We start from the raw sequence: 25925 nt of genomic DNA on the forward strand, positions 1-25925 counted from the left end.
GAAACCGGCATGGGGCATGCCGACCTTCCGGGTGGGCGGGAAGATCTTCGCCGCGCTCGCCGACGACGACCCAAGAGGGCTGCGTCGCTGCGCGACGCCGGGCGGAGTGAGCCCGATGGGCAGTCACCTGCGGTGACTGCGGGGTGGTCCCGGTCGGTTCGGGGACTACCGGTCCGCGGTGGCCGGCTGGCAAGAGGGGTGGGGCCTGCCGCGGGGTTCTTCGGCTTAATTCTAGCAGGTCAGAGGCTTCTGACGGTATGTCATGCAATTGTGATGGTGCGTCAGAAGAGGGAATCGAAGTGTGGCCCCTGCGGGGCCGAGACCCAACCGGTCGCGCTGCGCGCTCCCTCTCAGTAGCAGTATGCCCGCCGGCCCCGACCTCTGTCCACCCCACCACACCCCACTACACAACGTAACAACCACCCCCAACCAGAACACCCAATGGTCTACACCACAAAGATCGCCAATAAAAGGAAACCCACCAATTCCCGACCCCCGAAAACAGCCATCCGCCAAATACCAAAACCGAAAACACCAATCCACCAGATACCGAAATAGCATTCCACCGTCTCACTGGGGCTCCCCGCATGCGCCCATCGCATTGACCTACCGGCCCAGGGGCGCTGAGGTGCGCGGTCGGCGCCGGCTGATGATCGGTGACCTCCCTCGAACCTGGTTTCAGAAAAGCTCAGGAGACGTAATGTTCATATGTGTGGTGGAGCCCAGAGTTGCCTCCTACGAAGTTCCCTCGTGTGGGTAATGTATTCAGTGGACTACCGATGTGTGAATTCCCTGTCGTCAGGTAGTTGCCTCCAGCGGGATGGAAAACCCCCACTACAATGTAAACAACACTCATAAAACGAATCTAGGAGCTGTTGCTAGTGCTTGAATTCTTCGAGTTGATCAACAACCTCGCCTCTATCTGCACTCTGCTGGTGGTATTGCAGAAGGGGGGAGTAAAGGCCTATCGATACTTACGTAACTGGCTGAAAGGAAGCTAAGGAGACCGTCCCCACAGCACCCATGTACTCACGGCCGGCGGGTGCATTGCGCTCGCTGGGGAGAACAGCCCTCCGCTGCCGCTCGGAGGCCAAGGGGATCGTGTACAGACGTGGGCATGAACGTGCCTGTCCTTGTTGTTGATGCTCACACGAAGCTGCGCCCCGGCCTTCTGGCCGGGGCGCAGCTCGGGCACGACAGGCACTCTGCCCAAGCCTGCACGAAGTCCGGCTTGACCTACGGAGAGGAGATCGAGCGGTCGGTTAGAGCGGAAGTTTTTGGAAACCCTATTCTGCGGATACGGCGCGGATTTTCCGGAGCCCGCATGTATGGGCGGGGACCGCCTCGGCAGCTTGTATCGGCGCGTCTCGGCCTGCTGGAAGGAAAATTGGTTTAGGTCTTGGAGGCCGCTTCGAAAGCGTCTCAGTGGGGCGCATGGCCCTTTACTCGGGCTGCCTCGGTCCTGTATGATGGAGGTACAGCGCAACGCCACCCCACTCGGGGTTGATAAATGAATAGAGAAAAGGAATCGACCATCCAATGGAAATTGTTTCAGTAATCGCAGAATGCGGCTACTATTGTCTTGCGTGCGCCTATTATGCGGTTAGTCTGTGGTCGCGTTTTCGGCATTAGAGTCACAGCGTTAAGAGGCCTCATCCGAATGGAGAGGCCATTTTTGTTGCCTGGATCCAGCTCGCGCCCGCTGGGTGCAGCCGAACGCCACTCACGCCCGTCGATGCCGGCGGAGCATGCTCGCCGCCCGACGCCGGGGAGGCTGCGGGCGACTGGACTTGGGAGCCCGGACCGGGCCAGCTCAAATGGGTGAACTGGGGACTTCGGATGGCTCCAAGTTATATAACTTCAAGTAGGGTCCTCAACAGGACGGCCGCGGGCCGTCGGTAGGCCCCTTGGGAGGTTCGAATGTCTGCTCTGACGTCCGGTACGGCGGCGGTCATGCCCAGCAGTGCGGCGCGGCTGATCCGTACGGCCGAGGAGAACGAGTGGCAGGCCTCCGCTGTGTTCGGCGCGGCCGGTGCGAAGGGCCGGACCGCGGACGCGTGGGTCGTGGAGCTGGAGGCGTACACCACCGCAGGGGAGGTGTCGTTGCTCCTGTACTGGGAGCGCGGCCCCAGGGGCTTCCGGTACGTGGCCAAGGAGTTCCGGGGCGTGCAGGACGGGGTGGCGCTGGCGGACATGCAGCTCAAGGCCGTGACGACCCTGGTGGAAGAGGCGGAGGTGACGGACGCGTTCGAGTACGGCGAGTGCGGGTGCGAGGACCCGGCCGATGTGGAGTGGGGCGTCGAGCCGCGGGTGTGCATCGAACACGCTTACTGCCCGGCGCGGTTCGATGCGCGGTTCGGGTGGGGCTCGGAGGTGACCCGGAATCGTGATCTTGCCGGGTGGGGCGAGGACGGGGGTACCGGTGGCCAGTACAGCCTCCGGGTGGAACCCGTTGACGGTCAGGTGGAGCTCACGCTGGCGGACGTGATCCCCGCAGCCGTGCGTACGGCGGTCATCCCGGGGATGCCCGAACCGACCGACGTCGGTGACTGCGGCATCCCGGTGGCGGACGGCTTCAACGGGTACTGCGAGGCGTACGGGGTCCGGCTGTACCTGGTGGGCACCCGTCGCGACGGCCGGCTGATGTGCGCCGAACACGCCGCGGAGCGGGCCGGGGTTCCGGTCGGTGCGCTGCCCGTGCTCGCCATGGATGCGGATGAGCGTCGGTACGCGGAGGACTGCATCGAGGACAACCGTCGGCACCGGGTGCTGCGGGGGGCCGAGGAGTGGGCGGAGGCGCGTGAGGAGGAGGGGCGTTCGATCTCGCACGCGTTCGAGGGGTGGGCGGAGAAGCACTGGACCGGCGATGACTTCGCCGCGGCGTACGTCGCGTGGCTGCACACCACCGGCCGCGCTGCGGACCCCGTCCACGCGTGGGCGATCACCGGGCCGGTGGACCGGGTGCAGCAGGCCGAGGTGCGGCTGGAGACCGCACGCGGGCAGCTGGCATACGCGGAAGCGGCACACAGCTCCGCGCAGCGCTACCAGGGGGAAGCGGGCCGGCGGCAGGCGCTGGAGCGGCTGCACACCGCGAACGTGGCGGTGGCGGCCGCGGCCGCGGACCACGCCGCCGAGGTGACGGTGCGCGCAGAGCAGGAGGAGGGACTGGACGCTCCGGCCGCCGCGCCGACGACCGTGGTCGCGGTGGCGGACCGGTACCGCTTCGGTCAGCCCACGGGTGAACTCGGCGGCCGGGTGGTGCTCGTCGACGGGTACGTGGCCGGACGCGTCCGGGAGTCGGGGCGCCACTGGTACGCGATCGAGTCGGGACGGGATGCTCTTCCCACCGAACACGCGGACCGGGACGCGGCGGCCGCCCACCTCGTACGGTGCGCGCGCGCCGACGAGACGCTTCACCGCGTCCGGGCGGAGCACACCGCGGCCGCGGTCCGTCACCGCGCCCCGGTACCCGCGGTGCCGAGCGCGGCCGTCACCGCGCCCGCGGTGCCGGACCGTCACCACGGCCGGACGGTCGCCGAGTGGAAGGACGTGGCGGACGGGCACGCGTTGCGGGCCATGCGCGCCGGACAGGCCGTTCAGGCGGTACGGGTCGCGCTGGCAGGGTCGGCCGTCCGGTGGACCGACACCCCCGAGACCACCGTCCCCGGGTGGGCCGCGCCGGCCCTCCCCCGGATCCGCGAACTCGCCCGGACCGCCCTGCGGCGCGCCGCGGTGGCACGGGAGTTGTGGATGCGGATCGGGTGGGAGGCGAGCGACGCCGCCGAGTCCGGGGCCGTCCTGCCGGCCCGCCGGGCGGCGGAACTCGCCCACCGCGCCGAGCTCCTGGCCAACGGGTGCGAACGCGCTGCCGCCGAGGCCTCCGTGCTGGCCACGCCCCCGCCCCGCCGGACGGACTCCGAACAGAGAAGTTATAGAAGTGCGTTCGCCCCGTGTTCGCCTACGCCGGACGGGCCACCGGGGGGGGCGGGAGTGCCGCCGGCCCGGGGTCGGCCCCGGCCGCCCTGGGGTGTCTTTCATTCCCGGGGGGACTCAAAACCGAGAAGTTATATAAGTTAACGGGTAGGGTGGGGGCGCGGGCCTGATACGGTCCGCGCCCGAGAGACGAGAGGCGACGCCACCCATGGCCACCGCACCCCGCCAGGTCCCCAAGGTCTACCCCGCCGGCACCGGCCGGCCCACCGAACGGAAACTCACCGACGAGAAGGTCGTCCGCACGGTGAACGTGTCCGGGACCGTGTGGGACGCGGGCAAGAAACGCGCCGGTCAGGACGAAGTCTCGATCTCCCACGCCGTCGGCCTGTTCATCGAGGCCTACGCCGCCGGCCTCCTCGACCTCGACACCATCACCGCCCAGCTCGACGCGCTCGCCGCCAACAAGGACGCTGCAGCCGCACCCGGCGCCGGCGCATGGGCGCAGGAAGCCCCGCCCGCCTTCGCCGTGCACCCCAGTTGGAGCAGCCCCGAAGGCCTGCCCTCCGGGCTGGACCTCCCGCCGGGCTGGAGCAGCACGGACGACGTCCCGAACGCCTTCGACATCCTCGACGCCGAGGACCGGCCCTGACCTGCACACGCGTACGCCCCGCACGGGCTTCCGGGCGGGGCGTCGGTCGTTCACGAGCAGGCCCGTTGCGGGGCCGGCGGTCAGCGTCGGCGGAAGGCGATCACGACGGCGAACGCCGCGGCCAGCGCAGCGGCCACCCCCGCAACCGCACCGATCGGCGCGATCAGCGCCGGGTGGACGACACAGACGTAGCCGACCCCTCCCAGGACCAGGAAGATGACGAGGACCAGGCACAGCGCCATGAGCGGGTCCACGGCCGACTGCGGCGGCTGCTGCGGCGGCTGCGGGGTCTGCTGCGGCGGAGTCTGGGGCTGCAGGTCGGTGGCAGTGGACATGAGATTCCCTCCCGATAGGTCTCCACGGATCGTCCGCGGACATGACGTCACACACCTCTCCGGGACTTGCAGTCTGCGCACCCCGGCGAGCGGCAGACAGCACAGTGCGGAACGCAAGGGTTAGCCGCGCAACCCCACATCACCGGGGCACGGATCCAACTTCCGAGGGACCAAAGGCCGCTGACGCGGCCACTGACTCTCTGCGGGGGCCACCATGCCGCAAATCAAACACGAAACGGGCTAATCACCCCACGATCCGAACAAAAGGCCGTATTCGTGAGCGAGGCGACCCTGCCAATTCCCCTTGCGGCCGGCGGAGCAGACTGTGCTGGTGAACACTCGCCGCGTCCTGGGAACAGGCCCCCGCACCGCCGCCGACTCCCCCGAGCCCCGCCACACCCGCCTCGCCGCCGAGGGCACCGAGCCGGCTCCTCCAACGGAACCTGTACTCGCGCCCAATAAGCCGTTCCGCGGCCGCCGCACACTCGGCGAAGGCCCCACACAGCCCTGACCGGTTCAGGCATTCGGGCAAAAGGGCGGCCCGTGGTACTGCCCCCGGATCACCGGGCACCGGGCACCGGGCCTCACCCACGCACGCCATATCGACACGGCTGGGGGAAGACGGCGCTGGCGAGGAGTGGCCGTCGCCGCCGCGGTCGGCCAAGGCGCCGACGATGAGGTCGGAAGCGTCGACGGGCATCCCTGGCCGATCGGGCGGCCCACGCAGAATCCAGGGTTGTGCCTTCCGCAGGCCTACGCCTCGTAGACGTGGCGCAGGACGACGGTGCGGCGTACGCCAGCCTCCAGCATGGCCTGGGAGCGGTGTTGCCCGTTGATGTAGCCGACCTCGCTGTCGGGCTGGATGGCGTCCCATGTGCTGAACAGGGTGGACAGTGCCTCAGTCTCCCAGTCTGTGGCGCTGATCGATGCTGCGTATGCCACGGCGAATTCCTGCACGTCGTGAGCTCCCACGGACTGCTCGCGGGCATCGCTGAGCACCTGCAGCGCCATTGCGTTGACCCGGTGCCAGTCGCCGCCGTGGTACCAACAGCACGTACGGGTGGCACGGCGCGGCAGTACCTGTCGGGTCCAGCGCCGCCACCAGTGCACCCCGGCCGGCATGCACTGAGGCTCGCGGAACGGGCGGGGGCGAGCGAGGCCAGTTACCGCGAACTCCTCGAATACCATCTTCGGCTCGGGCTCGACGGGGCGCGGCACGTATCCGGAGCCGCGGCTGGTCTCGACGGCGCCCCCGGCCAGGGCGTCGAGTTGCTTCTGAGTGATCACAGACCATCGTGGGCGGCTCAAGCGGTAGCGACTGGCCTCGGCAAACACAACCCGCCGGAAGCGGGTCTCCTGGATCGATCCCTCCGGCCACAGCTGGCGCTCCACCCACACGGGCGGAAGGTCCTCCTCGGGGCAGTAGAGCTCCCACACTGCGGCCGCGAAACTCTCCGCGCCGTTGAGAAGGGTCATTCCCTCACCGGCCTGCTGGGTGGCTACGGCTACGGAGCGCGCTCCATGTGCAGTGAACAACTGCAGGCGGAATGTCCCTGGCAGCCCGGGCGCCGTGAACATGTGCTCGTCCACGGTCCGACGCCGCGCGACCGCCAACGTACTGAGATCGTCCTGGCCTTGGTCGCGTGGCGCTGGCTCGGAGGCCGGACTGGCAGAGTTGTCATCGGTCTTGCCCCGATCATTGCCGACCCGGCGCCTAGGCTCAGCTGGTTGTCCGGACGAGACCCACCGTGTCTGACTCAACCACAGCCATGCTCAGCAGCACTCTCCCGGATCCGGCAAACCGGGAGGCTGCTGCGCTTGCCAGGACCGGGCTGTCCGGGTGAAGCCTTCGGCACACTTCACAGAGAGTGAGATCTTTTCAACTTCACGCTGAGCTGGTCATATCTAGGGCGAGGACGGCATGGACGGGTGCGGTGATGCGGACCAGACGGCAGCGTGCACGAGCGTCGGGTCGGTCACGGGTGGACGCCCGCTTGCGCAGCCAGATACTCGACGCCGCGGTGGCCGGACTGCTTGGACACGTGGACGTGGATCGCATGCCGGCCGGACGGCAGTGCAGGGTCGGCGTGGTCGCCGCGGAAGGCGACCTGTACCGCGTCGTGGCGGGAGCCGTGCAGGCCGCGCTCGGGTTTGTCCGGCCAGCGACCTGACCATACGAGGAAGACCGCGTTGCCGTTGTCGCCCAGTGCCGCGATGACCCGGTCCTCGGCCGTCCCCCGTGCGAACCGTGCCGACATTTCGAGCGGCAGGTGTGCCTCCAGTTCACGGTCGTCCATGACCGGCACGTCCGGTTCGCAGCCGTTGGCGCCGCAAGAGGGTCGGGCGCCAGGGTAAGGGTGGTGCACAAAGCGGGAGTTCGGCAGCGCCGCCGCCATTCGGCGGACCTCGTCGACGCTCTCCAGGTGCGTCAGCAGTTCCGCCTCGTCGCCGCGGTGTTCCATCAGCGCGCACAGCCGCATGGCCTGGCGGTACGCGTCGGCGGCATCAGTGGTGACGTGAACACAGTGTGTGTAGCTGGCCAGACAGTCTTCGCACATGGCCGAATGGTGCCACCCGCTGGTCCGGACTGTCGCCCGGAATGATCGACGGACTCCGATGGCGAGGGGCGACCGTCTGCTGGTCGCGGTGCTCCTGCTGCCGCCCGGCTTCTGGCTGGGGCTGCGAACCCTCCGTCCGGCGCGGGCCCGTGATCCCCGCCCGCCCTCACCCCGCACCACCAGGACGCTGGCCCTCCTCGTCGGCATCGCCGGAGGCATCTACGGGATCGGGGGCGGCTCGCTGCTCGGGCCCGTCCTCGTTGGCCGCGGAGTTCCGGTCGCCACCGTCGCGCCCGCGGGACTGGCCTCCACCTTCGTGACCTCCCTCGCCGGCGCGGGCACCTACGCGCTGCTCTCCCTGACCGCTACGGACCAGGTCGCCCGGACTGGCTCCTGAGCCTGTCCTGCGGGGCCGGAGGACTCCTCGGCGCACACCTCCAGCCCCGCCTGCCCGAGGTCGGTCTGCGCCTCCTCCTCGCCGCCCTGGCGACAGGCGTGGGCGTGCTCTACACGGTGCAGGTCCTGAGCCGACCAGGACGGCCAGGACCGGAGCCCACACACACACGTGGGAAGCCCCGCTCACTGCCCAAAGGGGGGCGGGTTAGGCTCCGATTCCGATGGAGGAGACGTATGCGTAGGCGGCGTAGTCGGAGTCGAGGTCGGTGATGACGTCGTCCCAGATCTCGTCCACCATCGCCTCGTCGCGAGCCGCCCACGCCTGGACGAGGTCGGGCCAGATGTACCGAACGGTGATCGAACGGTCGCTCAGGGGCCGAGAGTACTTGGAGTCCACGTGGCTCTGATCCACGGGGTAGATCTCCATTCGGCGGCCGCGGCCGTTGTTGTCGAGGTGGCGGACCAGCCAGCCGGAGCGGATCAGGTTCTCCCGCCGCCGCCACCAGTACGCCGCGTCGATCCGCTCCCGGGACGCCGCGGACGGGGTGGCCTTCCCGCGCATCCAGGCGCGCACGGTGCGGGTGGTGACGCCCTGTTCGGCGAGGGCCTGGCGGCCGGCGGGGCTGTCGAGGTAGCGCAGGCGGGCCGTGAGGCCGCGGCGGGAGGTGACGGGCGAGACGATGCCGGAGGCGTGCACGATCCGGTTCAGCTCCAGGATCAGCGCCTCACCGCCCTTCATGCCCCGGGCGTCGTGGCGTTGCCATTCGCCCCAGCGGGCCCACAGGTCCTCGGAACCGGCCATCAGCGCTTACCCCCGAGTGTGTACGTCTGCTTTTCCTTCACCTGGTTCAGGTCCCGGCCCTCGGCGAACACCTGCCGCCAGTCACCGATCACATGCAATTCGTCGGTGCCGGAAATCTCCACGACCTGCAATCCGGCCTTGTGGATTTTGTTGGCTTTCATCCACAGGTTCGCGAAGGCTTTCGCGCGCATGATGTGCATCCAGTCCGGGCGACGCATATCACGATTCGCGGTCGATTCACCCAGGGTGGAGACCAGTTTAGAGTACATGGATTTCACGTAGTTCACGGTCAGTTCGTCGCCCTCGGCGAGGGCAGTCTTTCGGACCTCGGCCAGGGCGCGGCGGAGTTTTTCCAAGAGGACTTCGGTGCCGCCGGAGACGAGTGATCGGTGAATTGTGGGTGCGTCGGCGAGGTTGTCGCGGGCGCAGTCGAGGAGCAGTCGGAGGGTGGATTCGGACACCCACAACTCCCCCGGCTCCATCCGGTTGCCCAGCGGGTTGGGCAGGTCGGTGTGCTCCCAGGAGGCGGGGGTGATGAGGTGGACGCCGGCCTTTTTGCGGTCGTGGACGCCGCTGGTGTCCTCGCGGAGCTGGCCGATCGGCAACCATGCCTTGAACGCGGAGAGGTAGGCCGCGTTCATGTCCAGGGCGGTCACCTCGAACTCGGCGCCCGCCTTGGCGGCCTTGAAGATGTGGGGGTTGCGCCACTTCGGGCGGCCCTCCCAGATCTCGTCCGCGCCTTTCTGGGACCGCTTCTTGAGGACGTCGGCGGTCGGCGGGAACTCACTGTGTTCGTACCGGCCGCCGACCCGCGACGCTTTGAAGAACGCCATGACGTCCGGGATCGCGGACTTCAACAGCGCGGCATGAGCGGCCTCCAGGTCACCGTCGCACTCCTGCAGCGCTTCGTGCACCCGACCGGTGATCTGGTCCACCAGCGACCCGGACGCGTACGCCCGCGGTGCTCGCGGCCCCGCGGACGGGACCGCCGGCTCGACGGGGGCCGCCGAGGGCTCGGCCTGGGGCTCCGGGGCAGGGCCTGCCGGCGCAGCGGGAAACGGCTTGGGCTGGACCTGCTGTACGACGGGCTCCGCCGGGAGCGGCGTAGTCGGCGCCGGATCCGCGGGAGCAGGGGTGAGCTCGGCCTCCGGCCCGGCTTCCGCCGCTGCTTCCGGCGCGGGCGCGGGAGTTGAGGGTTCGGCGGGGAGCTGCTGCGGCACAGGAGCCGGCGCGGGTGGTGTCGGGGTCGCGGCGGCGACGGCGGCCGCGCACTCCTCGGCGGACAGGTGCTGCGGGAACCCTTCGAGTTCGTCGCTGGTCGGCTGCCCGCACAGCACACACGGCACCGCGGGCACGACCGCCTGCGGGGCGGGCGGCTGCGGGGGCTGGGCGGGGAGCTGAACGGCGGGAAGCGGCAGCTCTGCGGCCAGGGGCGGGACGGCGACGTCGAAAGGGCGCAGGGCAGGGATCGAGCCGTGCAGGACACCGACCGCGTGAGTGGGGCCGGCGAGGAGGTCCAGGACGTGCAGACGGTAGTGGGCGGCCAAGCCGTCAACGTCCTCCAGCGACCAGTGCTGACGGCCGGCCTGTTTACGCGAGACCTGGGCCTGGGAGAGGCCAAGGGCCTCGGCGACGACGTTCTGGCGTTCACCGGTGCGTGTCATCAGCGCGGCGACCGTGAGCCTCAAGAGTTCTTCCGTACCCATCACCATGATGCAACCGTAGACCACTTGATGCGGAAAGCGCATTGAGGATGCGTATTGGTTCGCTGGCTCGGGTGGTGATGATCATGGTCGCTCCGCCCCGGCACCGAGGGGAACGCTGCTTCCGCACTGCGGGCGCGGGCCGCGGAGCGCCCGGTTGTGCGGTGCGCCCACTCAAGGGAGGCGACGGCCGGCACGCTGCGACGGCGCCTCGATCACGGTCACGCCCAGATGCGGCTCAAGGACTTCGTCCCCGTGGGGTGTTCAATGTCTCTCGGGGTGCTGGGACGGGTGGGTGAGTCCCTCCATGACTGCCTCGGCCTGAATGCGGGATGCTTCTTCGGCGGGCAAGTGGAAGGACTGCGCCCGGTCTGCGCACATGACGGTGCAGGTGTATCCACCGCCGTCCTCTGCAGTGATCCGCACGCACATGTGCAGGGGGCAGTCCCGGCCTTCTGTTGCCTGTTCGCGGTGGAGATGTCGGCGCAACACTGCGAGGCGGTGGTTCGTGGGTAGGGTCCGGCGGGTACGGCATTGTGCGCACCGCAGCAGATGTGCCGTGGCGCCCTTCAGAGTCAAGAACTCCTTGCCGTGGCCCTCCATGGTGTTGCAACCGCCGCACAGCGGACCACGGACCAGGCCGTGGTCGTGGCAGTGGTCCCAGACAGCAGCCGGGCGCGGCGGGTCACACAGCAGGCACAGGTACTCCTCGGCTCGGGGTCCGTTCTCACGGATCTTGGAGTAGGCGCGCCCCTGGAACTGCCCGGCGTAGCTGAGCAGCGCAGTCTGCGCGCAGGTGGTGCACAACCTCTGCCCGCCGCTGGCGGTTGTCCCGCGTAGGCCGGGTTCGGCAAAGGTGGCCCCGCACACCTTGCAGGGGGTGGGAGTGCGGCCAAGGGCTTCGTCGGTCTCTTCCCACTGGTCGAGGATGAAGACGAGTGCCCGGGGAATCAGCCAGGTGTCGCGGGTCCATACCAGGGCAGGTACGGGTAGTACGCAGGCCATCGCGTACTCGCTGTACTGGCCGCGCAGGGTGTCCGCGGTCAGTCCACACCGCAGGCCCCAACTCTTCTCAGGGCCGTGTCCCCACCGGGTGTCGCACGAGCAGCCGCTCCGATCGTGTGCGGTACGAGCGGCACTGTCGACCAACCCATGAACCTGCGCGCGCCACCCCGTGGGCTCGAGGAGACTGCCGCCCTGCCTGCTCGAGCCGCCTGGACGCGGGTCGACCAGGTCGTCCGGGTCCCATGGCAGCGCGGCAATGGCACGCCCGGCCGCCCGGACCTCTGGCTCATGGAACATCCACCGATTGGACTGCTTGTACGCGCGCACAGGGTGGTGTCCGAAGAAGACGAAGTCGTGCCTGGCGTCCCGGTTGTATTTGTAGCGGAAACGACCCGGCGCCACAGGAATGGGGCAGCGCTCCATCTCATCGGCCAGGTACGTCGCAGCCAGCTGTGGGGTGATCACCGGGCCAGCCTTCCACCCACCACTGACAACAGGCCCCACAACCTCGATACCGGCCGCCCCTGAAGAAAACCTTGGCATGATCGCGGCGCCGCCAGGGGCCCCATCGGCATGACGGCCGGCATCGGAAACCAACTCGCTCACCACCGTAAGCACATCGTCCTCCCCGGCCCGCTCCGGCTTCAGAACCGCCAGGACCTCGCGAGCGCTCACCCTCGCCTCCGCGCCACCGAGACCGCCTCCGCCGAGAGCCAGAAGAACACGGGAAGACAGCGTCCGTTCCCAGAGCATCCCGCGAGTGCGGGGTCGACATGGGCGTGCCGTCCTTCCAGCCGGCGAACTTGGACCATCCCCCGCGGGTGCGGGGTCGACACTTTCTGAGCTGGGACTTTATCGCCTCAGGCAGCCATATTCATTCAGTTGCTGTTGAGGTACAGGATGCACAGTCGGTCAGCGCGCCATCGGCCCATGCGGTGCCGAGACGCATCTTGGGGGCCGGTCGGAGCGGTCAAGGTGTGGGGCGGGAAGGGTGGTCGCCTCGCGGCGGAGGGCTCTGCAGGGCTTCAGCCGAACGATCTTCCCCACAGACATAGGTCGGGCCCGGGGACACAGTCCCTTCCCGCATCCCACAGGTACATGAACGGTCAACCAAACCGGAATGTTCCCGCCATAGGAGATACGCCTCAGCCCTGGTCAGACGGCGACGGGAACACGCGGGCCGAGAGCACCACTGCGCGCCGGCACCCCGCGCGGACGGCAGCAAGCTCCACCCGTACATCCGTGCCCGCCTTCCGGCCAGCGGCAGCGAGGGCCCTGGCGGCCGCCGTGTGCAGCTCGGCCCGCGCGGTCACACCGTCGCCGGGGAGCACCAGCGGGACGATTGGTATCGCAGGCGGCTCGACACCTTCGCCGGCGGCGAGCGCGAGGCCGACAGGGGCAAAGCGGCGCCTGCTACATCGTGGCCGTCTGAGGTGGTACCGACGTGTAGCCCTCTCGGCACCACAGGACGAGCCGAGGGCCGCCGGCCACCCTGTGGCGCGATCCGCGTCGACGTCGGCCCGGCAAGCTTGCCCGGCTGGTCAACGACTTCGGACGGCTACCCAGGTCAGCTGCGGCGCTTGGGCTCACCCGGCGGGGTGTAGAACCTGCGCGCAGGCGACATCTTGTCGAAGCGGGCTTGTTGACGGGCATGTTCCTCTATCTGCAGCCCGTCGAGGTTCTTGGTCCGTGTGGCCCTGTCGCTCCAGAGGAGGAACGCAACCAGTATGGCGACCGGCAGTCCGAGACACACATAGAAGACGATCAACCGTCCACACCCCCGTGAAGATCAGCAAACAAATCGAGTCTGTTGCAGGCGTCGGGTACGAGTCAAGGTCGAGCGGCCGGCAAGCCGGTTGCCGATTCGGCGGGCTGGCTGATCAAGCGGAGGGACCGCGAAGAAGTACCCACCATGACGTTCAACCAGATGCTGGACCGCATGCGCTACAAAGGCGCCCACGCCGCCCGCGAACGCGCCGAGGAAGCCGTCCCCGCGCCGTCCTGGCCGCCCTCGGCCGCCAGCTCACCGGCAAGGAACGCATCGGCCTCGCCCAGTGCCTGCCCGTCGAGGCCCCCCTCGCCCTCCCCCGCCCAGACTCCAGCAGCCGAACAGCTCACCGGCTGGGGCTTCGTCAAGGACGTCGCCGACCGTGTCGGCACCACTGCGGCCGTCGCCCGCTGGGACACCGGCGCCGTACTCGCCGTCACCGCCCGCCTCGCCAGACCCGACCTCTTCTTGGCGTAGACCTATGTGATGCGCGGGTGGTCAGTAGCCTGTGCAGAGCGCGCTCCCTGGAGAAGCCGTCGGCCCGCCGGCGGGAGGGGAACAGCATGTCGAAGGTGCCGGACGGGTTCCATCGCGTACGCGGGCACATCCACCGCAACCCGAAGCCGCGCAGCGCGAAGCGGATGAGCGGCTGGATGGTCGCAGACCTGCTGGCGGGTGCGTGGCTGTGGGGGCAGGTGTTCGGGTTCGGCGAGTCCACCGTCCCCACACCGGCGGCCGATCCGAAGCCGGCCGCTTCCGCGCAGAGCGCACACTGATGGCGCTGCCGCGCTTGCGGCGTCCTCGCGGCACGACCGAGGTGGTCTCAGCCGCCGTTGTCGTGGCGGCCGTGCTCGTACTGGCCCTGCGGATGCTGGTGGCAGCGGCAGGCGCGTCGGCGCAGGCCTGGCCCGTTCTGCTGGCACTCGCCCCGCTCGTGTAGCGGTGGGCGCATGGCGTCGGCGGCAGGCGAGCACACGGCGGCGCCGGGAGGCAGAGCGGGGCGCAGCGCTGCAGATCACCCTCGTCGAGTTCGACGCGATGGACGACCGGCACTTCGACTACGTCCTGCGGGGCCTGCTGGTCCGCGACGGTTGCACGGCCCGCAGGGTCGAAGGTGCCGGGGACCAGGCCGCCGATGTCATCGGTGACCATCCGCGGCTCGGTCGGATCGTGGTGCAGGCCTAACACACCCGCGTCGGCGGGAAGGTGGGCTCCTCGGTGATGTACGCGGTGAAGGGCTCCGTCGGGCCGGTACACAAAGCGGTGCATGCTGTCGTCATCGCCAACGGGACCTTCACCCGTGACGCCATGGCGAGGGGTGAGCGGCACGGCGTGCGCTGGGTCGACCGCGACAGGCTTCAGCGCTGGGCCCGGGACGGCGCAGCGTTGCATGAGCTTCTCGGGCTGTCCGCAGGGCCTCGCGCGGGCCGGTTCAGGCGGGCTGCCTAATCCTCAGGATCCGGATCCCTCATTCATCAGGTCGGGAGGTGTGGTGTTCGACGAAGATGGGTCGCTCGACCCGCTGCTGAAATTCCTGCTCTACTCCGTTCTTACGCCGGCCATCGGCAAGATGCTCTGGGAGTGGATCACCGAGGACGTCAGCCGGTGGATCACCGTGGATCTGTGGGGTGTGATCACGGGTGACCCGTGGTGGACCGGGGTCATCGTGGCCGGCGGGCTGCTCATGTTCGTCATGCCGGGCCTTCTGGTGGCGTTCGTGTCCGACGGCCTCGCCTGCTCACTGCGCCGGCCCGCAGGACACGCTCAGAGCTCCCGATGAATTGGCCGGACCGGACATGCTCACCTTCAGGATGAAGGAATTGCCCTCGATGAGCGCGACGGGCTTCGAGCAGGCGTGTTCCGATCTGCTGGCACGGGACGGGTTCCTCAGCCCACGCCGGGTCGGCGGCGCCGGTGACCTCGGCGTGGACGTCACCGCCCGCGACAGCGACACCCGTCTCCTGATCCTCCGGTGCAAGCAGTACCAGAGCCCGGTCGGATCGGGACACGTGCAGAAATTCAACGGGCCAGCTCGCCCCCACCACCGGGCCGGCCTGCCCATCATGATCGCGCTCAGCGGCTTCACTCAGCCCGCGACCGACTTCGCCCAGCACCACGAGCTCATCCTCGTCGGACGCCCGGAACTCAAGCAATGGGCCAACGGCCAGCACCTCTACGACGTCCTCGGCAGCCGGAGCACGGCGCAGTGAGACCGCATGCCCGCGGAAGGGCTGACCGCACAGATCCATTTCGCGTCCGACGCCCGCCGTCGGCCCTCATGGCCCAACTTCGCGTACCTCACCCACGCAGGAGGCCCCGGCACAGGCCGGACACCGTCCTGGCCGGCACAGCGAGGGCGTGCCGAGGCGGCGCAGGAGGTTATTGATCGCACCGGGGGGTGCATCGGGTTCATGAGCCGCTCCAGACGTCTGGCTGGTGCTGCTCACCGACACGGACGCAAAGTCGCCACAGGAACGGGTCGCATCGCGGTTTGCGTTCTGGGCCCAGGGGCGGGGACCGCGCCAACAGTCCCCGCCTGCCTCCTGGAAGCCGGACCGCCGGTCTCCAGAGCGGGGCGGAAATCTTCAAGGATTCCGCCTCTTGGAGAGCATGCACCCGCTGGTCATTGTTCAAAGGGAGTTCTTCTTCAGGATCTGGTCTGCCCTAGCTCAGATGCGTTGACCTGGAGACATGCGTCGTCGGAAGCATTGTTCGAGTAGACATCACGACGGCACCGATTAGTTCACAGCAACTCACATTCTGGTCATTCGTCACATAAGGCAAGAATGGATCCCTGTTCGAGGGGTGCCTGGCGTGGGCAGAGTCCGAAGGCATCCTTACGGACGAATGAGCCGACATCGGACTGGCAGCGCCAACTGCCACCCGGCGTGGATGCGCCGTCTCGGACCGGACCGCCGCTCCTGGAGGAAGCCTTATGCCGTCTTCTGCTCAAGCCTGTGTATGGCCCATCGGGCTGCCGTCGTCAGTCTTCGTCAAGGTCGTCGTGATCATCGTGGTCGCCTTGGTGACCGTGGTTCTGACCACGCTCGGCTCCACCCCCTCGACCGCTCTGGCGGTGATCGTCATGGTGACCACGACCGCCATGGACATAGCCCGCCGGATCACCGACCCCGACGAAAAGCGGCGGCGGTAGGACATGTCTCAAGGACGCCGCGGACGCCCAGAGCGTCCGGTCACCACCAGCGTCCCGGCACTGGCGGAGCTCGCGCACCACCTGCGCGAGCTCCGTCGACGGGCCGGCCTGACGCTGGAAGCTCTCGCCAAGGCCACCTACCGCAGCAAGGCCTCCCTCAGCGCAGCCACCACCGGGCGTGTCCTCCCGAGTTGGGGGCTGGTGGAGGACTGGGTGAAGGCGTGCACGCCCGAGGAAAACCTGACGCAGACCAACTTCGACTTGTGGGAAGACCGGTACAACAGGGCGCGGGAGCAGCACGCGGCAGCGCGTGCCCGGCTGCGGCAGCCGTCGGGGAGCTCTCGCACCGATCAGGTCTCCCCGCCTGCCTCGCCTCCCAGGCGCCAGGAGCGGCAACTGCAGGCCTCTGCGGAGCCGGACCGGGCCCCGGTGAAACCGGATGCCCCTGTGATGCCGAGTGCCTTGGAACGCGACGCGTGGCGCTCTCTGGCGCCCGATGCGCGGGCGTGGTCGGCGGCCGCGCATCCTTCCGCACTGAAGATCCGCTACGAGACGGTCGGCAGCGATCTCGTCGACAGCGTGGGCGGGGCCAGCCTGACCGGCCATTACGGGATCATCGGGGAGATCTTCCGCCTCGCGCATGCTCGTTGCATGCTCATTCTCGGCCCGGCGGGGAGCGGCAAGACGCAGCTGGCCCGTCATCTGGGTACCGAGCTGCTGAGTGCCAGGGACGGCAAGGCCGTTCCCGTTCTGCTCTCGCTACGGGGCTGGCGAGGCTCGTTCGGGTTGGACGACCTTCTCGGTTTCCTTGCCGGATCCTTGACCGATGCGTCTCCTTCCGAGGTGCGGGCGTTGCTGGGCCGTGGAGAGCTCCTGCCGATGTTCGACGACTTCGACACCCTGGCGCCGGGCGACCGGCTTCCTGCCCTGCAGGCACTGAACCTCCTGGCTCAGCAGACATCGTTCGTGCTGATCAGCAACGATGACGTGTACACCAGCACTGTGGTGGACTCCGACATGGTGATCACGGGCAGTGCCGGCATCAAGCTCTGCCCTCTCACCGGGATGGATCTCGACGGGTGGATCCAGCGCGGGATGCGCTCGGAGTCGAAGTCCCTGGCGTGGCAGTCGGTCCTCGACCACGTGTCGGCGCATCCGCACGCACCGGCGGCCGCCGTGCTGGCCGACCCCATGCTCGCCGGTGCTGCCCGGCTCCTGTACACCGACGGTCGGGCCGACCCGAGCGAGCTGATCGCCCCCGACGCCACCCAAGCGGCCTTGGAGCACCGACTCGTGGCCTACCTCGTCAACACCCACATCCCCCGTCGGCAAAGCCCCGAAGGACACCCCCCCGGTGCGGCCCGCCGCCAGCAGCTGGCCCTGAGCATGCTCGCCTCCCGGCAGGACGACCTGTCCACCCCTGTCAGCACCCGGTCCTCCCTCTACCCCCGGCCCCCGATCCGCCGCTGGTGGGCGCTGCTCACCGCGTTCCTGCTCTTTCTGGGATGCCTGCAGGTCATCTCCGTCTTGAGTAGCGACCCCTTCTCAGGGGCCGACTCCTCGATCTCACTGGATGGTCTCTTCATCGCCGCGATCGCCGGTTGCGGCTGTTACACCTGGTTGCGACGCACAGACAACCGTTCAAGACCGTGGCTGCCACGAAGCGGTGTGTGGGGCGCACTGTGTTCCCGGGCTACGCTTCTCACTCTCGTGCTGTGCCCGATGGCGCTCGGCATCGTGGTCATCGGAACGCCGAGCCAGTCCGCCGGGTACGGCTTGGTCATGTTCACCACCGGGTGCGCAGGATTCATCTGGGTGCATGCGCGCTGGGGCGCACGGAGCACCACCGGCCGCATGCTGACTGAACTGCTTCTCGTTTGCCTGGTCCTCTACGCCGCTGTACTCGGCGAGATCTCACTGATGCCTCTGTCATTGGTGGGCACCCTGCTGCTGGGAACGACGACCGTCCACTGGAGATGGCTCCGGGCCTCAATCCGATCGGGCCTCGCCTGGCTGCCCCTCACCCCCCGCCGGTTGGCAGCATCAGTGGACACGGCCTCCCAGCAGGGCATGATCCGCTGCGACCACGACCACTACACCTTCACCCACCACGCACTGCTGCACTTCTACCGGACCGTCTCCACACCTGCCGGGACTCAGCGAACCGGCGACCAGAACACCATCACGGCCCTCTGGCGCAGCGCGCAAGGACGACACCACACGGAGCAGACGAAGCGGACCGACTCACGGCCCCCGGAAGGACAGCAGTAGCCGCTGCGCAAGTGCCCCGGAATACGGTGGAACCTGGCAGCGCTGTATTTCTCGGCAGCAGAACTGCACTGCCGGCCGGCCGGCGCAGGCACCCGCGGGCTTCGCCCGGGGGGGAACTGTCCAGCGATGAGAGGCAGTGATCGATGGGATGGAGCGCGCCTCGCTGAGGACGAGGCGACCAGACCCGAACGAACCTCGCCGTGATCCAGCACCGGGCCGCCTTACCCTCTGCTCAGCCTCCTGGATCCTCAGCACACGACCAGGATCAACCTGTCCGGGCGTCAGAGCTCGGGCACGAGGAGGGTCAGGCGCAGGACCGCGGCGAAGGCCAGCAGTGCCGGCAGGGTGAACCACCATCTGCGCAGCCACTCGGCCTTCACGAACACCCAGGTGAGGAGTGCGGTCACGGCGGCGAAGGCCAGGGCCAGGCCTGCCGCGAAATGGGAGTGGGCGACACTTTCGCTGTCCCAGGGGCCGGCGGGTTCCGCGGCATAGGCGAGCAGGAGAAGGTATCCGGTCGCCAGGTTGCCCAGGGTCAGGAAGAGGGTGCACACGGCAGCGCCCATCTGATGCGAGGCGCTTCTGGGGTGCTGCTGGGTCATGGTCCTCGTCTCGTTCACTGCAGTGCTCTCCCGGCGTCGTCCAGGTTGCCGTCGAACAGGCGACCGTAGGCCTGTGCGCCGCTGCTTTCGTAGTAGGGGCCGCCGTTGTAGCGGGCCGCGAGCTCCCGCATCTGTTCGCGGGTCATCTCCTCCGGCAGCACGTCGGCGAAGCCGCTCTCGGCCTTGAGCTGGGCAAGGTACTCGGAGGCGATGAAGATGTTCTTCGCAGGGTCTCTCACAGCGGCCACCACCACCTCGCGCTGCGTCTCCGTGAGGTGCTGCGGGTCGTAGCCCAGGACTTCGGCGGCACGGCGGACCTGTATGGACAAGGGGCCCATCGAGGTTCGGTCGGGGTCTTCGCTGCCGGGGATGATGCTTCGTCCCGCGCGGGCCAGGTTGTCCAGGACTCCCGGATCTCCTTCGACTTCCTGCCAGGCGATGCCCGCGACCATTTCGGGCGGAAGCCCGGACTCGGTCGCTGCGGCCTTGATGAGTTCGCTGTTGTGGGTGATGTATTCGCGTCGGCCCTCGTCGGACTTGGAGGGAAGCCAGTAGTTGTTTCCGTGGGCGTTTGGTAGCCCGTCGACGAGGTTCGAGATGCGCATGAGGGTTTCGGAGACGACTACGTCGCTCCCCGTGCTGGGGATCGCATCGACTTTGACCCCAGCCCCGGGCAGCCGGACATGGGGGTTGTCGCTCGCCTGTCGTGCCTCGGTCCGCAACGGCCTGAGGGCTTTCAGGAACGCTCCAGGGTCCGGGAGGGTTCCTTGGAACTCGGGTATGGATTTTTGCGCGACCTTGATGTCCGCGATGCACTTCTCCCGCGCTGCGGACTCCACTCGGAGGGCATCGCCGTAGTGGTTCCTGGTCTGGTTGTAGAAGCTGTCGGCCTCCTCGCGAATCGCGTCGACGTCGACCGCCAGCTCGGCGAGGAAGTCGAGCGCGCCGGTGGTGGCCCGCATGTCCTCCCACTGCCGCAGGGGCTCCGCAGCGCGCCACGTCGAGGTGGTCGCGTCGCTCTCCCGTGCCATGACCTCGGAGAGCTTCTTCTCCGTGTATTTCCCGCTTCTGTAGTGCAACTTGGCGGTGGTGACGGCCTCGGCGTACAGGGTGAGGGCGGCTCCGGCGGTGCGGAATGCTCCTGCCAGGGCGTCTGCGATGGTCTTGGTTTCGCCGAGCCGTGCTGTGTAGCGGTCGCGGGCATCGCTCTCCCACTCGACCTTGGCTGCCTTGCGGAACGCGTCGTCGGCGGATTCGATGAGCGTGTGAAGACGCCGGAACTCGGCCGCGTTACGGCCGATGAGTGCCGGATTGACCTCTTCGAGGAACGCGGCCTCTTTGCGGTATGCCACGACCGGTCACCGGCTCTCGGGCGAGAGATAGCGTCCGCAGTCGAGCATCCCGTTCATCTGCGCCTGCACCCCTTGGTCGACGACGGTGTAGGCGTTGCCGGCGGAGCTGAGCTTTGTGGACAGTGCGGCAAGGAGCAGGACCATGACGTTGTACTGGTCCTGGGCGAAGCGGGCGAAGACCTCGACGGTTGATGCAACGTCTGCGTGTGCGCGCGGCGCGCGGCAGGTCGTCGCGTTCTCGCCGTCCATTCGGCCTTCGTAGAGAAGGCCTGCAACCTCCATGAGCAGGTGCGAGCTCCCGTCGATGGATGAAGCATTCACCGCAAATCCATCGCCTTGACCGGGTGGCACGCCAAGGTGGTCGCCACCTGCTTCGGCGGTGTTCAACCGCATCTGCGGCAACTCCTGCCGACGGGCGACGACGATGGCTTTCTGTTCGGCCCATTCCTCTGCGAACGACACAGCTTCCGCCCCCCTGCGGTCGCGGCGATGAGTGCGACATGCGCTTCGCGATCTCCATCCTGCCGGATGCCGCAACCGCCGATCCACCCTGATCGAACTGACGGCCGAAAGCAGGCCGTCAGGCGCCGAACCCGGCTACCTCGTCGACTGCTGGACCTTCAGCGTTGATCTTCCGCAGGCGGGTGGCGACCGCTCCCGGGTCCCGGCCGAACTCCTGGGCCAGGTCTTCGAGGGAGGCGCCCTGGGCGCACCGTTCACCGAGCTTCTGCTCGTCGTCGGGGGTCCACGGCTTATAGGCGTTGGGATGGGTTTGCCGCTTCTCTTCCACGGTGTAGGCCTTGGGCGCTTTGGGTTGGGGGGAGGTTCGCCGGCCGGGCGCGAGGTCAGTGGGAAAGGGGGCCAGGCCGAGGCCGTGGAGCTTCCAGCGAATGGATTTCTCGCTGCGTCCCAGGTCTTGGGCCAGCTCTTGGGGGGTCTTGCCTGCCTGGTATTGGTCTTTCAGGTAGTCGTGTGTTTCAGCCGTCCAGGCGTCTCCGTGGCGGGTGGCTTTGACGGTCGAGGCACGGATGTCGGCGGCGCCGCTTCGGCCTGGCGCGGTAGCGGGTACGGAGGCGATGAGGCGACCGATTTCGCCGAGGTCGCAGGTGTCCAGTTCTCCGGTGAGTTCGCCCTGGACTATGCCGTCGAGCGTGCAGACGATGACGGTGAGTTCCATCCGGCCCTCCGCGAGGAAGTCGGCGGAGAGGCTGTACCTGCGGTCTTCGCTTCGGAGTTCCAGTTTCACGCTGGACGTCCTCTGGGGCGCAGGTGAGGCACGAGTGGGTTCGGTGTGCGGAGGCAAGTAGGCCGGGGAGAGGAGTTCGTGGACGTGCCAGGTGGCCGGAAAGGCGCCGCCGTCATCAAGTCGGTAGCTGTCTTGGCTGGCTTCCAAGTCGCAGGCTGCGTACAGAACGTCGAGGCGTTGGCCATCGAAGAGGCCGGGGGTCCCGCCCGGTGGGGTGGGAGGGAGGGTGAGGGCGCCTCGTCCGGGCCGGGTTTGGCAGATCTCGGCGTGCGGGTCTCCGTGCCAGGTTCCGTGGGCGTCGCGAAAGGCATAGATCAGCATGATTGAGGATGTTTCCTCAAGGTGGCGCTGTCAGTAGCGGAATTCGACGAATTCGAGGTCGGTGATGGCCGCGGCGGCGGAAGCAGTGGGCAGCGCCGATTGCGTCGCCGGGGATGCGGCGACGTTCGGCTTCCTCAGCGTCGCGGTGGCGGGCGGCGAAGAGGTCTGCAGCGTGCTGCGGGAGCAGCTGGGGGGCGAGGACGCGCAGCCGGCATCGGGCAGTGGCTGACGAACGTGCGCCGGCCCGGCGGGCTCGGGAAGGACCCGGTGCGTGCGGAGCGGCGGGCGGCGGAGCCGGCTGGGTCGATCCGGACCGGAACCCGGCCGCGCTGGGGTGGACGGTGGACTGGCGGCGACACTACGCCTGCCCCCGCCCAGTTCCTCGCCGAAGGCGCCCGCCTGACCGCGGTCGGGCCCGGGGTGACGCGGCACGGCGATGACGTCGGGCGTTGGCTCGCAGCGCAGCGCAGGAACTGGGACCGGCTGAACACCGAGCAGCAGCGCCGGCTCGGCGAACTCGGAGTCGACTGGGCAGCGGGGTGATCGTGGGGCGGCCTGGGAGGGGCCGCCCCACGGGGTCAGACCGTGTTCAGCGGCCCAGGGTCGTATCTGATGTCGCCCAAGGCAGGTGGTTCGGCCACGTCGCCGGGTGTCTCACAGGGAGCGGCGAAGCACTGCCACTGGGGCTTGTTCGGGGTTGGTCGTTGGGTGAGGCCTATGTCGTCGTCCCAGCCGAGGCCCGCATGGTGCTCGCGGTCGGCGGGTTCGAAACTGTCGGAGTCGGTCCGAATGGCATCGGGGTCACCCCGTTTCGTTGTGTGCAGCAGGGTGGAGTGGTTCCCTGGATCGTCGCCGTCGCCCTTGGGAACCATGGCGGTGACGTGGTCTGTCGGCGCGGTGGACGCGAAGGCCGATGCCGGTGCCAGCAGGCCTGCGGCAGCCATCGCGGTCGACGCGGCGAGCACCACGAGACGTGGAGTACGGAACAGAGGGGTCATGGCGGTTCTCCTCTCACGGAAAGCGCGTAAAAGCGGTCTTCCAGTACGCCTCGTCGCACCCCGCCCATCACGTCCCGGGGTCTCGTGTCTTGACAGCCGCAGCCCGGCCCTTCTGCCGTTGTGGGGGCGCCGTGCAGGTCAGGCCTCACGGGTCGCCGGACAGGTGCGGTCGTGCCGACTTCGAGCCGGTGCGACCGTCATTGCCGCGACCGGCGAGGAGCACCGCTCGATGGTGACGGCCGGCTCCTCGCCTGTTCCGGGGTGCCGGCGGCTCCGGGGCTCGGCGAGGACGGGTTCGTGCAGGTGTCAAGCCCCGATCTTCCGCGTCGTGCACCCAGCAACCGCGGCGGGCGTAATGGAGGCAACGAAGAGCGCTGCTCGGAGTCGCGGGCAGCACCCCTCCCCTCTGATCACCGAAGGACCGTCGCCATGCCTCTGCACCTGACCCGACGCCTCATCCCGCTCACCCTGGCCACCACCGCGGCCCTCGGAGGGCTCTCCCTGGCCTCCGCCCACGCCGCGAGCCGGCCCGAGGCCGCCCCCACCGCCGTCGCCCAGGCACCGGCCGACGTCTACCCGCAGCCCGACCGCGACAAAGGACACACCACACGCCGCGCCTACACCTACGGGCACGTCTACACCGGGCACTGCTACGACGGAAAGTGCGGACCGATCCCCATCCCCTGGCACCTCAAGACGCACGAGAAGCCCCCGCAGTCCGAACAGTCCGCCGCCGCAGAAGCAGTGGGGCGAGCCGAGGAGCGGGTCACAGCGGACGCCGGAGCATCCCAGTAACGCGCCCCGGCTCCGGGCCCGGCACCCGCCCTCGCGGGGGTGTGAGGGGCGGTCGGTCCTTCGCAGCGCGAGGCGCAGCAGGGCGCGCATGAGGGGGAGCCCTCCGAGGACTGCAGCCAGAGTTTCCTCCCTGCTTGCTGCGCGGCCGTCACTCCCGGCAGCCGTACGCTGCGGCCACCTCCGCCAGTCCCTCCAGGCCGCCGTCCGCACCACTTCCCTCGCCTACGCGGGCGAGCAGGAGTACCCGGGCCGGCACGCCTGCGGCCGCGTATGCGGCGAGCCGGTGATGACCGTCGAGGATCGCGCCGACCAGCCACCGTTCCTCGTGCAGGGCCTCCACGTACCGGTCGTCGATCCAGCCGAGGACCACCGCGGCGGGCCGCTCCCCCGCCGCTACGGCGGCCGCGTGCCGGGCGACGGCCGCCGGGTCGAACGCTTCCGGCGGCTGCGAGGGCAGAAGGGCACCGTAGGTGAACGGCATCCGGCCTCCCGGAACGGGCGCGGTGAGCTGGAAGTGCGCGACGCCGGGCCAGTAGTCCCCGGGGCGGTCGCCCTCGGTGCGATCGCCGTCGTCGCCGTCCGCCTCCGCCCGGGCTGCCGCCCGGCGGTACCACCACGACCGGGCCGGCTCGGTCACTCGCTCCAGGGGGAGATCGAGGAGGAGGGCGCGGTAATGGCCGGTCTCCAACTCGCCCAGTACGGGGCTCCACTCGGCGAGCAGCGCGGTGTCGAGCCGGTCCAGGTCGGTCAGCCGCCCGCGCATGCGGGCTGCGATCCGGGCGGCCTCGTCGTCCGGCCAGTCCAGCAAGGTCAGGCCCAGCTCGCACGTGTCGCACAACGAGCCGACCCGGTACAGCGGTTTCCGGTCGAACGTCAGGCACCGGTCCCAGCGCGGCCAGGAGGAGCCGGGCGACGGCGGGTCGAAGGCAAAACGGATCCGGCCCGCGCCCTCGTCGACAGAGAACCGGGCCCGCGCGCCGGACTCGACAACGAGGTCCCGTACCGCTGCGGGCGCGCGCTCGGTGCGGCCGTCGATCCAGGCGGCGCGCACGGCCGTCGCGTACGCCGCGCCGCTTGCCCGCTCGGGCAGAAGCGGGTCGCGGCCGGTGAGTCGTACGAGTGCGTGGTGGACGTCGTACACGCGTTCCTCGCCGCTCTCGGCCAGCCATCGAAGCAGGTGCGGTACTGCGGCGGGATCTCCCATCAGCTCCAGGGCGACGGTGAACGCGGTGTGGTCGAGTCCGGTCACCTCGGAGAGCCTCCCGGCGATCGGCGCCGTCCACGCGCGGGCGCCGAGGCGGCCCAGCGCGAGCGCGGCGCGGCCGCGCGGGGCCGTGGGGTCTTCCAGGAGGGCGCCGAGGAGCGGCGCGAAGGACGCATCGCCGGAGAGGCCCATGGCATCGATGAGCTCGGGGGCGGGCGAGCCGCCGGTGGCGGCATTGCCCCCACTGGATGCAGGGGCGTCCTGCGCGTAGGTGCGCAGGAGCTCGGCGGGCAGTCGCAGCCCACGCACCACAGCGGTCCTCAGGAGGTCTCGGCGGTCGTCGCCGCAGAGCCCGGGCGTGGCCAGCAACCGCAGCAGCACCACGTCGCCCGGCTCGCCGAGGCTCCGCAGGAACCAGGTGAGATAGGGGCGGAAGGCCGTGTGGTCCGTCTCCGATCGGTACAGCTCCTCGACCGCCTCGGCGAGAGGGCCGGGCCGGTCGGTGTTCAGCAAGTGCAGCGCGGTCCACGGGTCGTTGGCGCACAGAGCGGCGCGCAGACGTACCCGGACGGTGTCGTGATCCCCCATGCGAGGAGTATCGGCCACGGGCGGAGACCCGGGGCCGGGCGGGGGGCCGGTGCGCCGGGTGGGGTGGTCAGGGAGGTGAGGGTGGCGTCGACGAGGCGGCCGACCAGGGCGCTGTCGGCGACTCCGTGCCACAAGGTCTCGCTGATGAAGTGGTTCAGGTGTCGGGCAATGGCCGGTGCCGTCCTGCCCACCGAGTTACTGCATACGGGCCGCGAGCGGCGGCCACCGGCGCGAGCCGAGCGGGA

Annotated in this window: 23 protein-coding genes and 3 pseudogenes; 13 read left to right on the forward strand and 13 right to left on the reverse strand. The window is 68.8% G+C overall.

From position 1 onward, the window contains the following. The first annotated feature begins 1920 nt into the window (after nucleotides 1-1920). Together AB0O53_RS24525 and AB0O53_RS24530 are read left to right on the forward strand one after the other, a co-directional pair. Nucleotides 1921-4077 (forward strand): hypothetical protein, encoded by a 2157-nt coding sequence (locus AB0O53_RS24525; protein ID WP_365198184.1) that lies wholly within the window; start codon nucleotides 1921-1923, stop codon nucleotides 4075-4077. A gap of 64 nt (nucleotides 4078-4141) precedes the next feature. Further along, complete coding sequence (locus AB0O53_RS24530) at nucleotides 4142-4582, forward strand: hypothetical protein (RefSeq protein ID WP_350999252.1); 441 nt, start codon at nucleotides 4142-4144, stop codon at nucleotides 4580-4582. Between the two features lie 80 nt (nucleotides 4583-4662). Here AB0O53_RS24530 and AB0O53_RS24535 read toward each other — a convergent pair whose 3' ends face one another. The 3 genes from AB0O53_RS24535 to AB0O53_RS24545 form a co-directional block, all read right to left on the reverse strand. Continuing rightward, nucleotides 4663-4917, reverse strand: coding sequence for a hypothetical protein (locus AB0O53_RS24535; protein WP_350999255.1), 255 nt, complete (start codon nucleotides 4915-4917; stop codon nucleotides 4663-4665). Nucleotides 4918-5670: 753 nt separating this feature from the next. Next, the gene (locus AB0O53_RS24540; protein WP_365198187.1) at nucleotides 5671-6507 is read right to left on the reverse strand and encodes a hypothetical protein; all 837 of its coding nucleotides are present in this window, start codon (nucleotides 6505-6507) and stop codon (nucleotides 5671-5673) included. 386 nt (nucleotides 6508-6893) lie between these two features. Next, a complete protein-coding gene (locus AB0O53_RS24545; RefSeq protein ID WP_365198188.1) occupies nucleotides 6894-7475 on the reverse strand; it encodes a hypothetical protein in 582 nt (193 codons plus the stop codon). A gap of 73 nt (nucleotides 7476-7548) precedes the next feature. On the opposite strand from AB0O53_RS24545, the pseudogene AB0O53_RS24550 reads away from it, so the two are divergent. Next, a pseudogene (locus AB0O53_RS24550) lies at nucleotides 7549-8000 on the forward strand (TSUP family transporter); the annotation flags it as partial. A 76-nt stretch (nucleotides 8001-8076) separates the two neighbouring features. Here AB0O53_RS24550 and AB0O53_RS24555 read toward each other — a convergent pair. The 4 genes from AB0O53_RS24555 to AB0O53_RS24570 all read right to left on the reverse strand — a co-directional run bounded on the left by AB0O53_RS24555 (nucleotide 8077) and on the right by AB0O53_RS24570 (nucleotide 13149). Next, complete coding sequence (locus AB0O53_RS24555) at nucleotides 8077-8673, reverse strand: hypothetical protein (RefSeq protein ID WP_365198190.1); 597 nt, start codon at nucleotides 8671-8673, stop codon at nucleotides 8077-8079. After that, complete coding sequence (locus AB0O53_RS24560) at nucleotides 8673-10385, reverse strand: helix-turn-helix domain-containing protein (RefSeq protein WP_365198191.1); 1713 nt, start codon at nucleotides 10383-10385, stop codon at nucleotides 8673-8675. The genes AB0O53_RS24555 and AB0O53_RS24560 overlap by 1 nt, the downstream gene beginning before the upstream one ends. Nucleotides 10386-10640: 255 nt before the next feature. Further along, complete coding sequence (locus AB0O53_RS24565) at nucleotides 10641-12056, reverse strand: endonuclease domain-containing protein (RefSeq protein WP_365198194.1); 1416 nt, start codon at nucleotides 12054-12056, stop codon at nucleotides 10641-10643. An 892-nt stretch (nucleotides 12057-12948) separates the two neighbouring features. Next, complete coding sequence (locus AB0O53_RS24570) at nucleotides 12949-13149, reverse strand: hypothetical protein (protein WP_350999271.1); 201 nt, start codon at nucleotides 13147-13149, stop codon at nucleotides 12949-12951. A gap of 144 nt (nucleotides 13150-13293) precedes the next feature. On the opposite strand from AB0O53_RS24570, the pseudogene AB0O53_RS24575 reads away from it, so the two are divergent. From AB0O53_RS24575 to AB0O53_RS24605, 7 genes and pseudogenes are all read left to right on the forward strand, one after another. After that, a pseudogene (locus AB0O53_RS24575) lies at nucleotides 13294-13614 on the forward strand (DUF2267 domain-containing protein); the annotation flags it as partial. A 98-nt stretch (nucleotides 13615-13712) separates the two neighbouring features. Further along, the gene (locus AB0O53_RS24580; protein WP_350999273.1) at nucleotides 13713-13925 is read left to right on the forward strand and encodes a hypothetical protein; all 213 of its coding nucleotides are present in this window, start codon (nucleotides 13713-13715) and stop codon (nucleotides 13923-13925) included. After that, nucleotides 13925-14598 (forward strand): annotated as a pseudogene (locus AB0O53_RS24585) (restriction endonuclease). Before AB0O53_RS24580 ends, AB0O53_RS24585 begins: the two are co-directional and overlap by 1 nt. Before the next feature lie 40 nt (nucleotides 14599-14638). Then, on the forward strand, nucleotides 14639-14929 hold the full coding sequence (locus tag AB0O53_RS24590) for a hypothetical protein (RefSeq protein ID WP_365198196.1): 291 nt from the start codon (nucleotides 14639-14641) through the stop codon (nucleotides 14927-14929). Between the two features lie 49 nt (nucleotides 14930-14978). Further along, nucleotides 14979-15359, forward strand: coding sequence for a restriction endonuclease (locus AB0O53_RS24595; protein WP_365198198.1), 381 nt, complete (start codon nucleotides 14979-14981; stop codon nucleotides 15357-15359). Between the two features lie 725 nt (nucleotides 15360-16084). Then, nucleotides 16085-16303, forward strand: coding sequence for a hypothetical protein (locus AB0O53_RS24600; protein ID WP_365198200.1), 219 nt, complete (start codon nucleotides 16085-16087; stop codon nucleotides 16301-16303). Between the two features lie 3 nt (nucleotides 16304-16306). Beyond that, nucleotides 16307-18574: a helix-turn-helix domain-containing protein gene (locus tag AB0O53_RS24605; protein WP_365198203.1), complete on the forward strand. Its 2268-nt coding sequence runs from the start codon at nucleotides 16307-16309 to the stop codon at nucleotides 18572-18574. Nucleotides 18575-18855: 281 nt separating this feature from the next. Here the strand turns inward: AB0O53_RS24605 and AB0O53_RS24610 are convergent, their stop codons facing one another. From AB0O53_RS24610 to AB0O53_RS24625, 4 genes are all read right to left on the reverse strand, one after another. After that, nucleotides 18856-19194, reverse strand: coding sequence for a hypothetical protein (locus AB0O53_RS24610; protein WP_365198206.1), 339 nt, complete (start codon nucleotides 19192-19194; stop codon nucleotides 18856-18858). Next, entirely contained in the window at nucleotides 19191-20528 is a 1338-nt protein-coding gene (locus AB0O53_RS24615; protein ID WP_365198208.1) for a lysozyme family protein, read from the reverse strand. The genes AB0O53_RS24610 and AB0O53_RS24615 overlap by 4 nt, the downstream gene beginning before the upstream one ends. A 6-nt stretch (nucleotides 20529-20534) precedes the next feature. Beyond that, entirely contained in the window at nucleotides 20535-20990 is a 456-nt protein-coding gene (locus AB0O53_RS24620) for a hypothetical protein (protein WP_365198210.1), read from the reverse strand. Nucleotides 20991-21108: 118 nt separating this feature from the next. After that, complete coding sequence (locus AB0O53_RS24625; RefSeq protein WP_365198212.1) at nucleotides 21109-21774, reverse strand: hypothetical protein; 666 nt, start codon at nucleotides 21772-21774, stop codon at nucleotides 21109-21111. 385 nt (nucleotides 21775-22159) lie between these two features. Between AB0O53_RS24625 and AB0O53_RS24630 the strand changes: the two genes are divergently transcribed. Together AB0O53_RS24630 and AB0O53_RS38410 are read left to right on the forward strand one after the other, a co-directional pair. Next, the gene (locus AB0O53_RS24630; protein WP_365198215.1) at nucleotides 22160-22324 is read left to right on the forward strand and encodes a hypothetical protein; all 165 of its coding nucleotides are present in this window, start codon (nucleotides 22160-22162) and stop codon (nucleotides 22322-22324) included. 191 nt (nucleotides 22325-22515) lie between these two features. Further along, the gene (locus AB0O53_RS38410; protein WP_494517995.1) at nucleotides 22516-22638 is read left to right on the forward strand and encodes a Helicase associated domain protein; all 123 of its coding nucleotides are present in this window, start codon (nucleotides 22516-22518) and stop codon (nucleotides 22636-22638) included. A 35-nt stretch (nucleotides 22639-22673) separates the two neighbouring features. On the opposite strand, the gene AB0O53_RS24635 is transcribed toward AB0O53_RS38410, so the two are convergent. Continuing rightward, nucleotides 22674-23093, reverse strand: a complete 420-nt coding sequence (locus AB0O53_RS24635) for a hypothetical protein (protein WP_365198217.1) — start codon at nucleotides 23091-23093, stop codon at nucleotides 22674-22676. Nucleotides 23094-23522: 429 nt separating this feature from the next. Between AB0O53_RS24635 and AB0O53_RS24640 the strand changes: the two genes are divergently transcribed. After that, a complete protein-coding gene (locus AB0O53_RS24640) occupies nucleotides 23523-23888 on the forward strand; it encodes a hypothetical protein (RefSeq protein ID WP_350999292.1) in 366 nt (121 codons plus the stop codon). Between the two features lie 148 nt (nucleotides 23889-24036). On the opposite strand, the gene AB0O53_RS24645 is transcribed toward AB0O53_RS24640, so the two are convergent. After that, nucleotides 24037-25680 (reverse strand): HEAT repeat domain-containing protein, encoded by a 1644-nt coding sequence (locus tag AB0O53_RS24645; RefSeq protein ID WP_350999295.1) that lies wholly within the window; start codon nucleotides 25678-25680, stop codon nucleotides 24037-24039. Between the last annotated feature and the right edge of the window lie 245 nt (nucleotides 25681-25925).

It is taken from the genome of Streptomyces erythrochromogenes, assembly GCF_040684695.1.
GTDB classification, from domain to species: Bacteria; Actinomycetota; Actinomycetes; order Streptomycetales; family Streptomycetaceae; genus Streptomyces; species Streptomyces erythrochromogenes_C.

Coding starts and splice junctions, on each gene's coding strand:
- AB0O53_RS24555 (WP_365198190.1), bottom strand. CDS start 8,673: ATGGCCGGTTCCGAGGACCTGTGGGCCCGCTGGGGCGAATGGCAACGC.
- AB0O53_RS24560 (WP_365198191.1), bottom strand. CDS start 10,385: ATGGTGATGGGTACGGAAGAACTCTTGAGGCTCACGGTCGCCGCGCTG.
- AB0O53_RS24580 (WP_350999273.1), top strand. CDS start 13,713: ATGTCGAAGGTGCCGGACGGGTTCCATCGCGTACGCGGGCACATCCAC.
- AB0O53_RS24630 (WP_365198215.1), top strand. CDS start 22,160: ATGGCCGCGGCGGCGGAAGCAGTGGGCAGCGCCGATTGCGTCGCCGGG.
- AB0O53_RS24645 (WP_350999295.1), bottom strand. CDS start 25,680: ATGGGGGATCACGACACCGTCCGGGTACGTCTGCGCGCCGCTCTGTGC.
- AB0O53_RS24595 (WP_365198198.1), top strand. CDS start 14,979: ATGAGCGCGACGGGCTTCGAGCAGGCGTGTTCCGATCTGCTGGCACGG.
- AB0O53_RS24535 (WP_350999255.1), bottom strand. CDS start 4,917: ATGTCCACTGCCACCGACCTGCAGCCCCAGACTCCGCCGCAGCAGACC.
- AB0O53_RS24600 (WP_365198200.1), top strand. CDS start 16,085: ATGCCGTCTTCTGCTCAAGCCTGTGTATGGCCCATCGGGCTGCCGTCG.
- AB0O53_RS24525 (WP_365198184.1), top strand. CDS start 1,921: ATGTCTGCTCTGACGTCCGGTACGGCGGCGGTCATGCCCAGCAGTGCG.
- AB0O53_RS24640 (WP_350999292.1), top strand. CDS start 23,523: ATGCCTCTGCACCTGACCCGACGCCTCATCCCGCTCACCCTGGCCACC.
- AB0O53_RS24545 (WP_365198188.1), bottom strand. CDS start 7,475: ATGTGCGAAGACTGTCTGGCCAGCTACACACACTGTGTTCACGTCACC.
- AB0O53_RS24530 (WP_350999252.1), top strand. CDS start 4,142: ATGGCCACCGCACCCCGCCAGGTCCCCAAGGTCTACCCCGCCGGCACC.
- AB0O53_RS24605 (WP_365198203.1), top strand. CDS start 16,307: ATGTCTCAAGGACGCCGCGGACGCCCAGAGCGTCCGGTCACCACCAGC.
- AB0O53_RS24635 (WP_365198217.1), bottom strand. CDS start 23,093: ATGACCCCTCTGTTCCGTACTCCACGTCTCGTGGTGCTCGCCGCGTCG.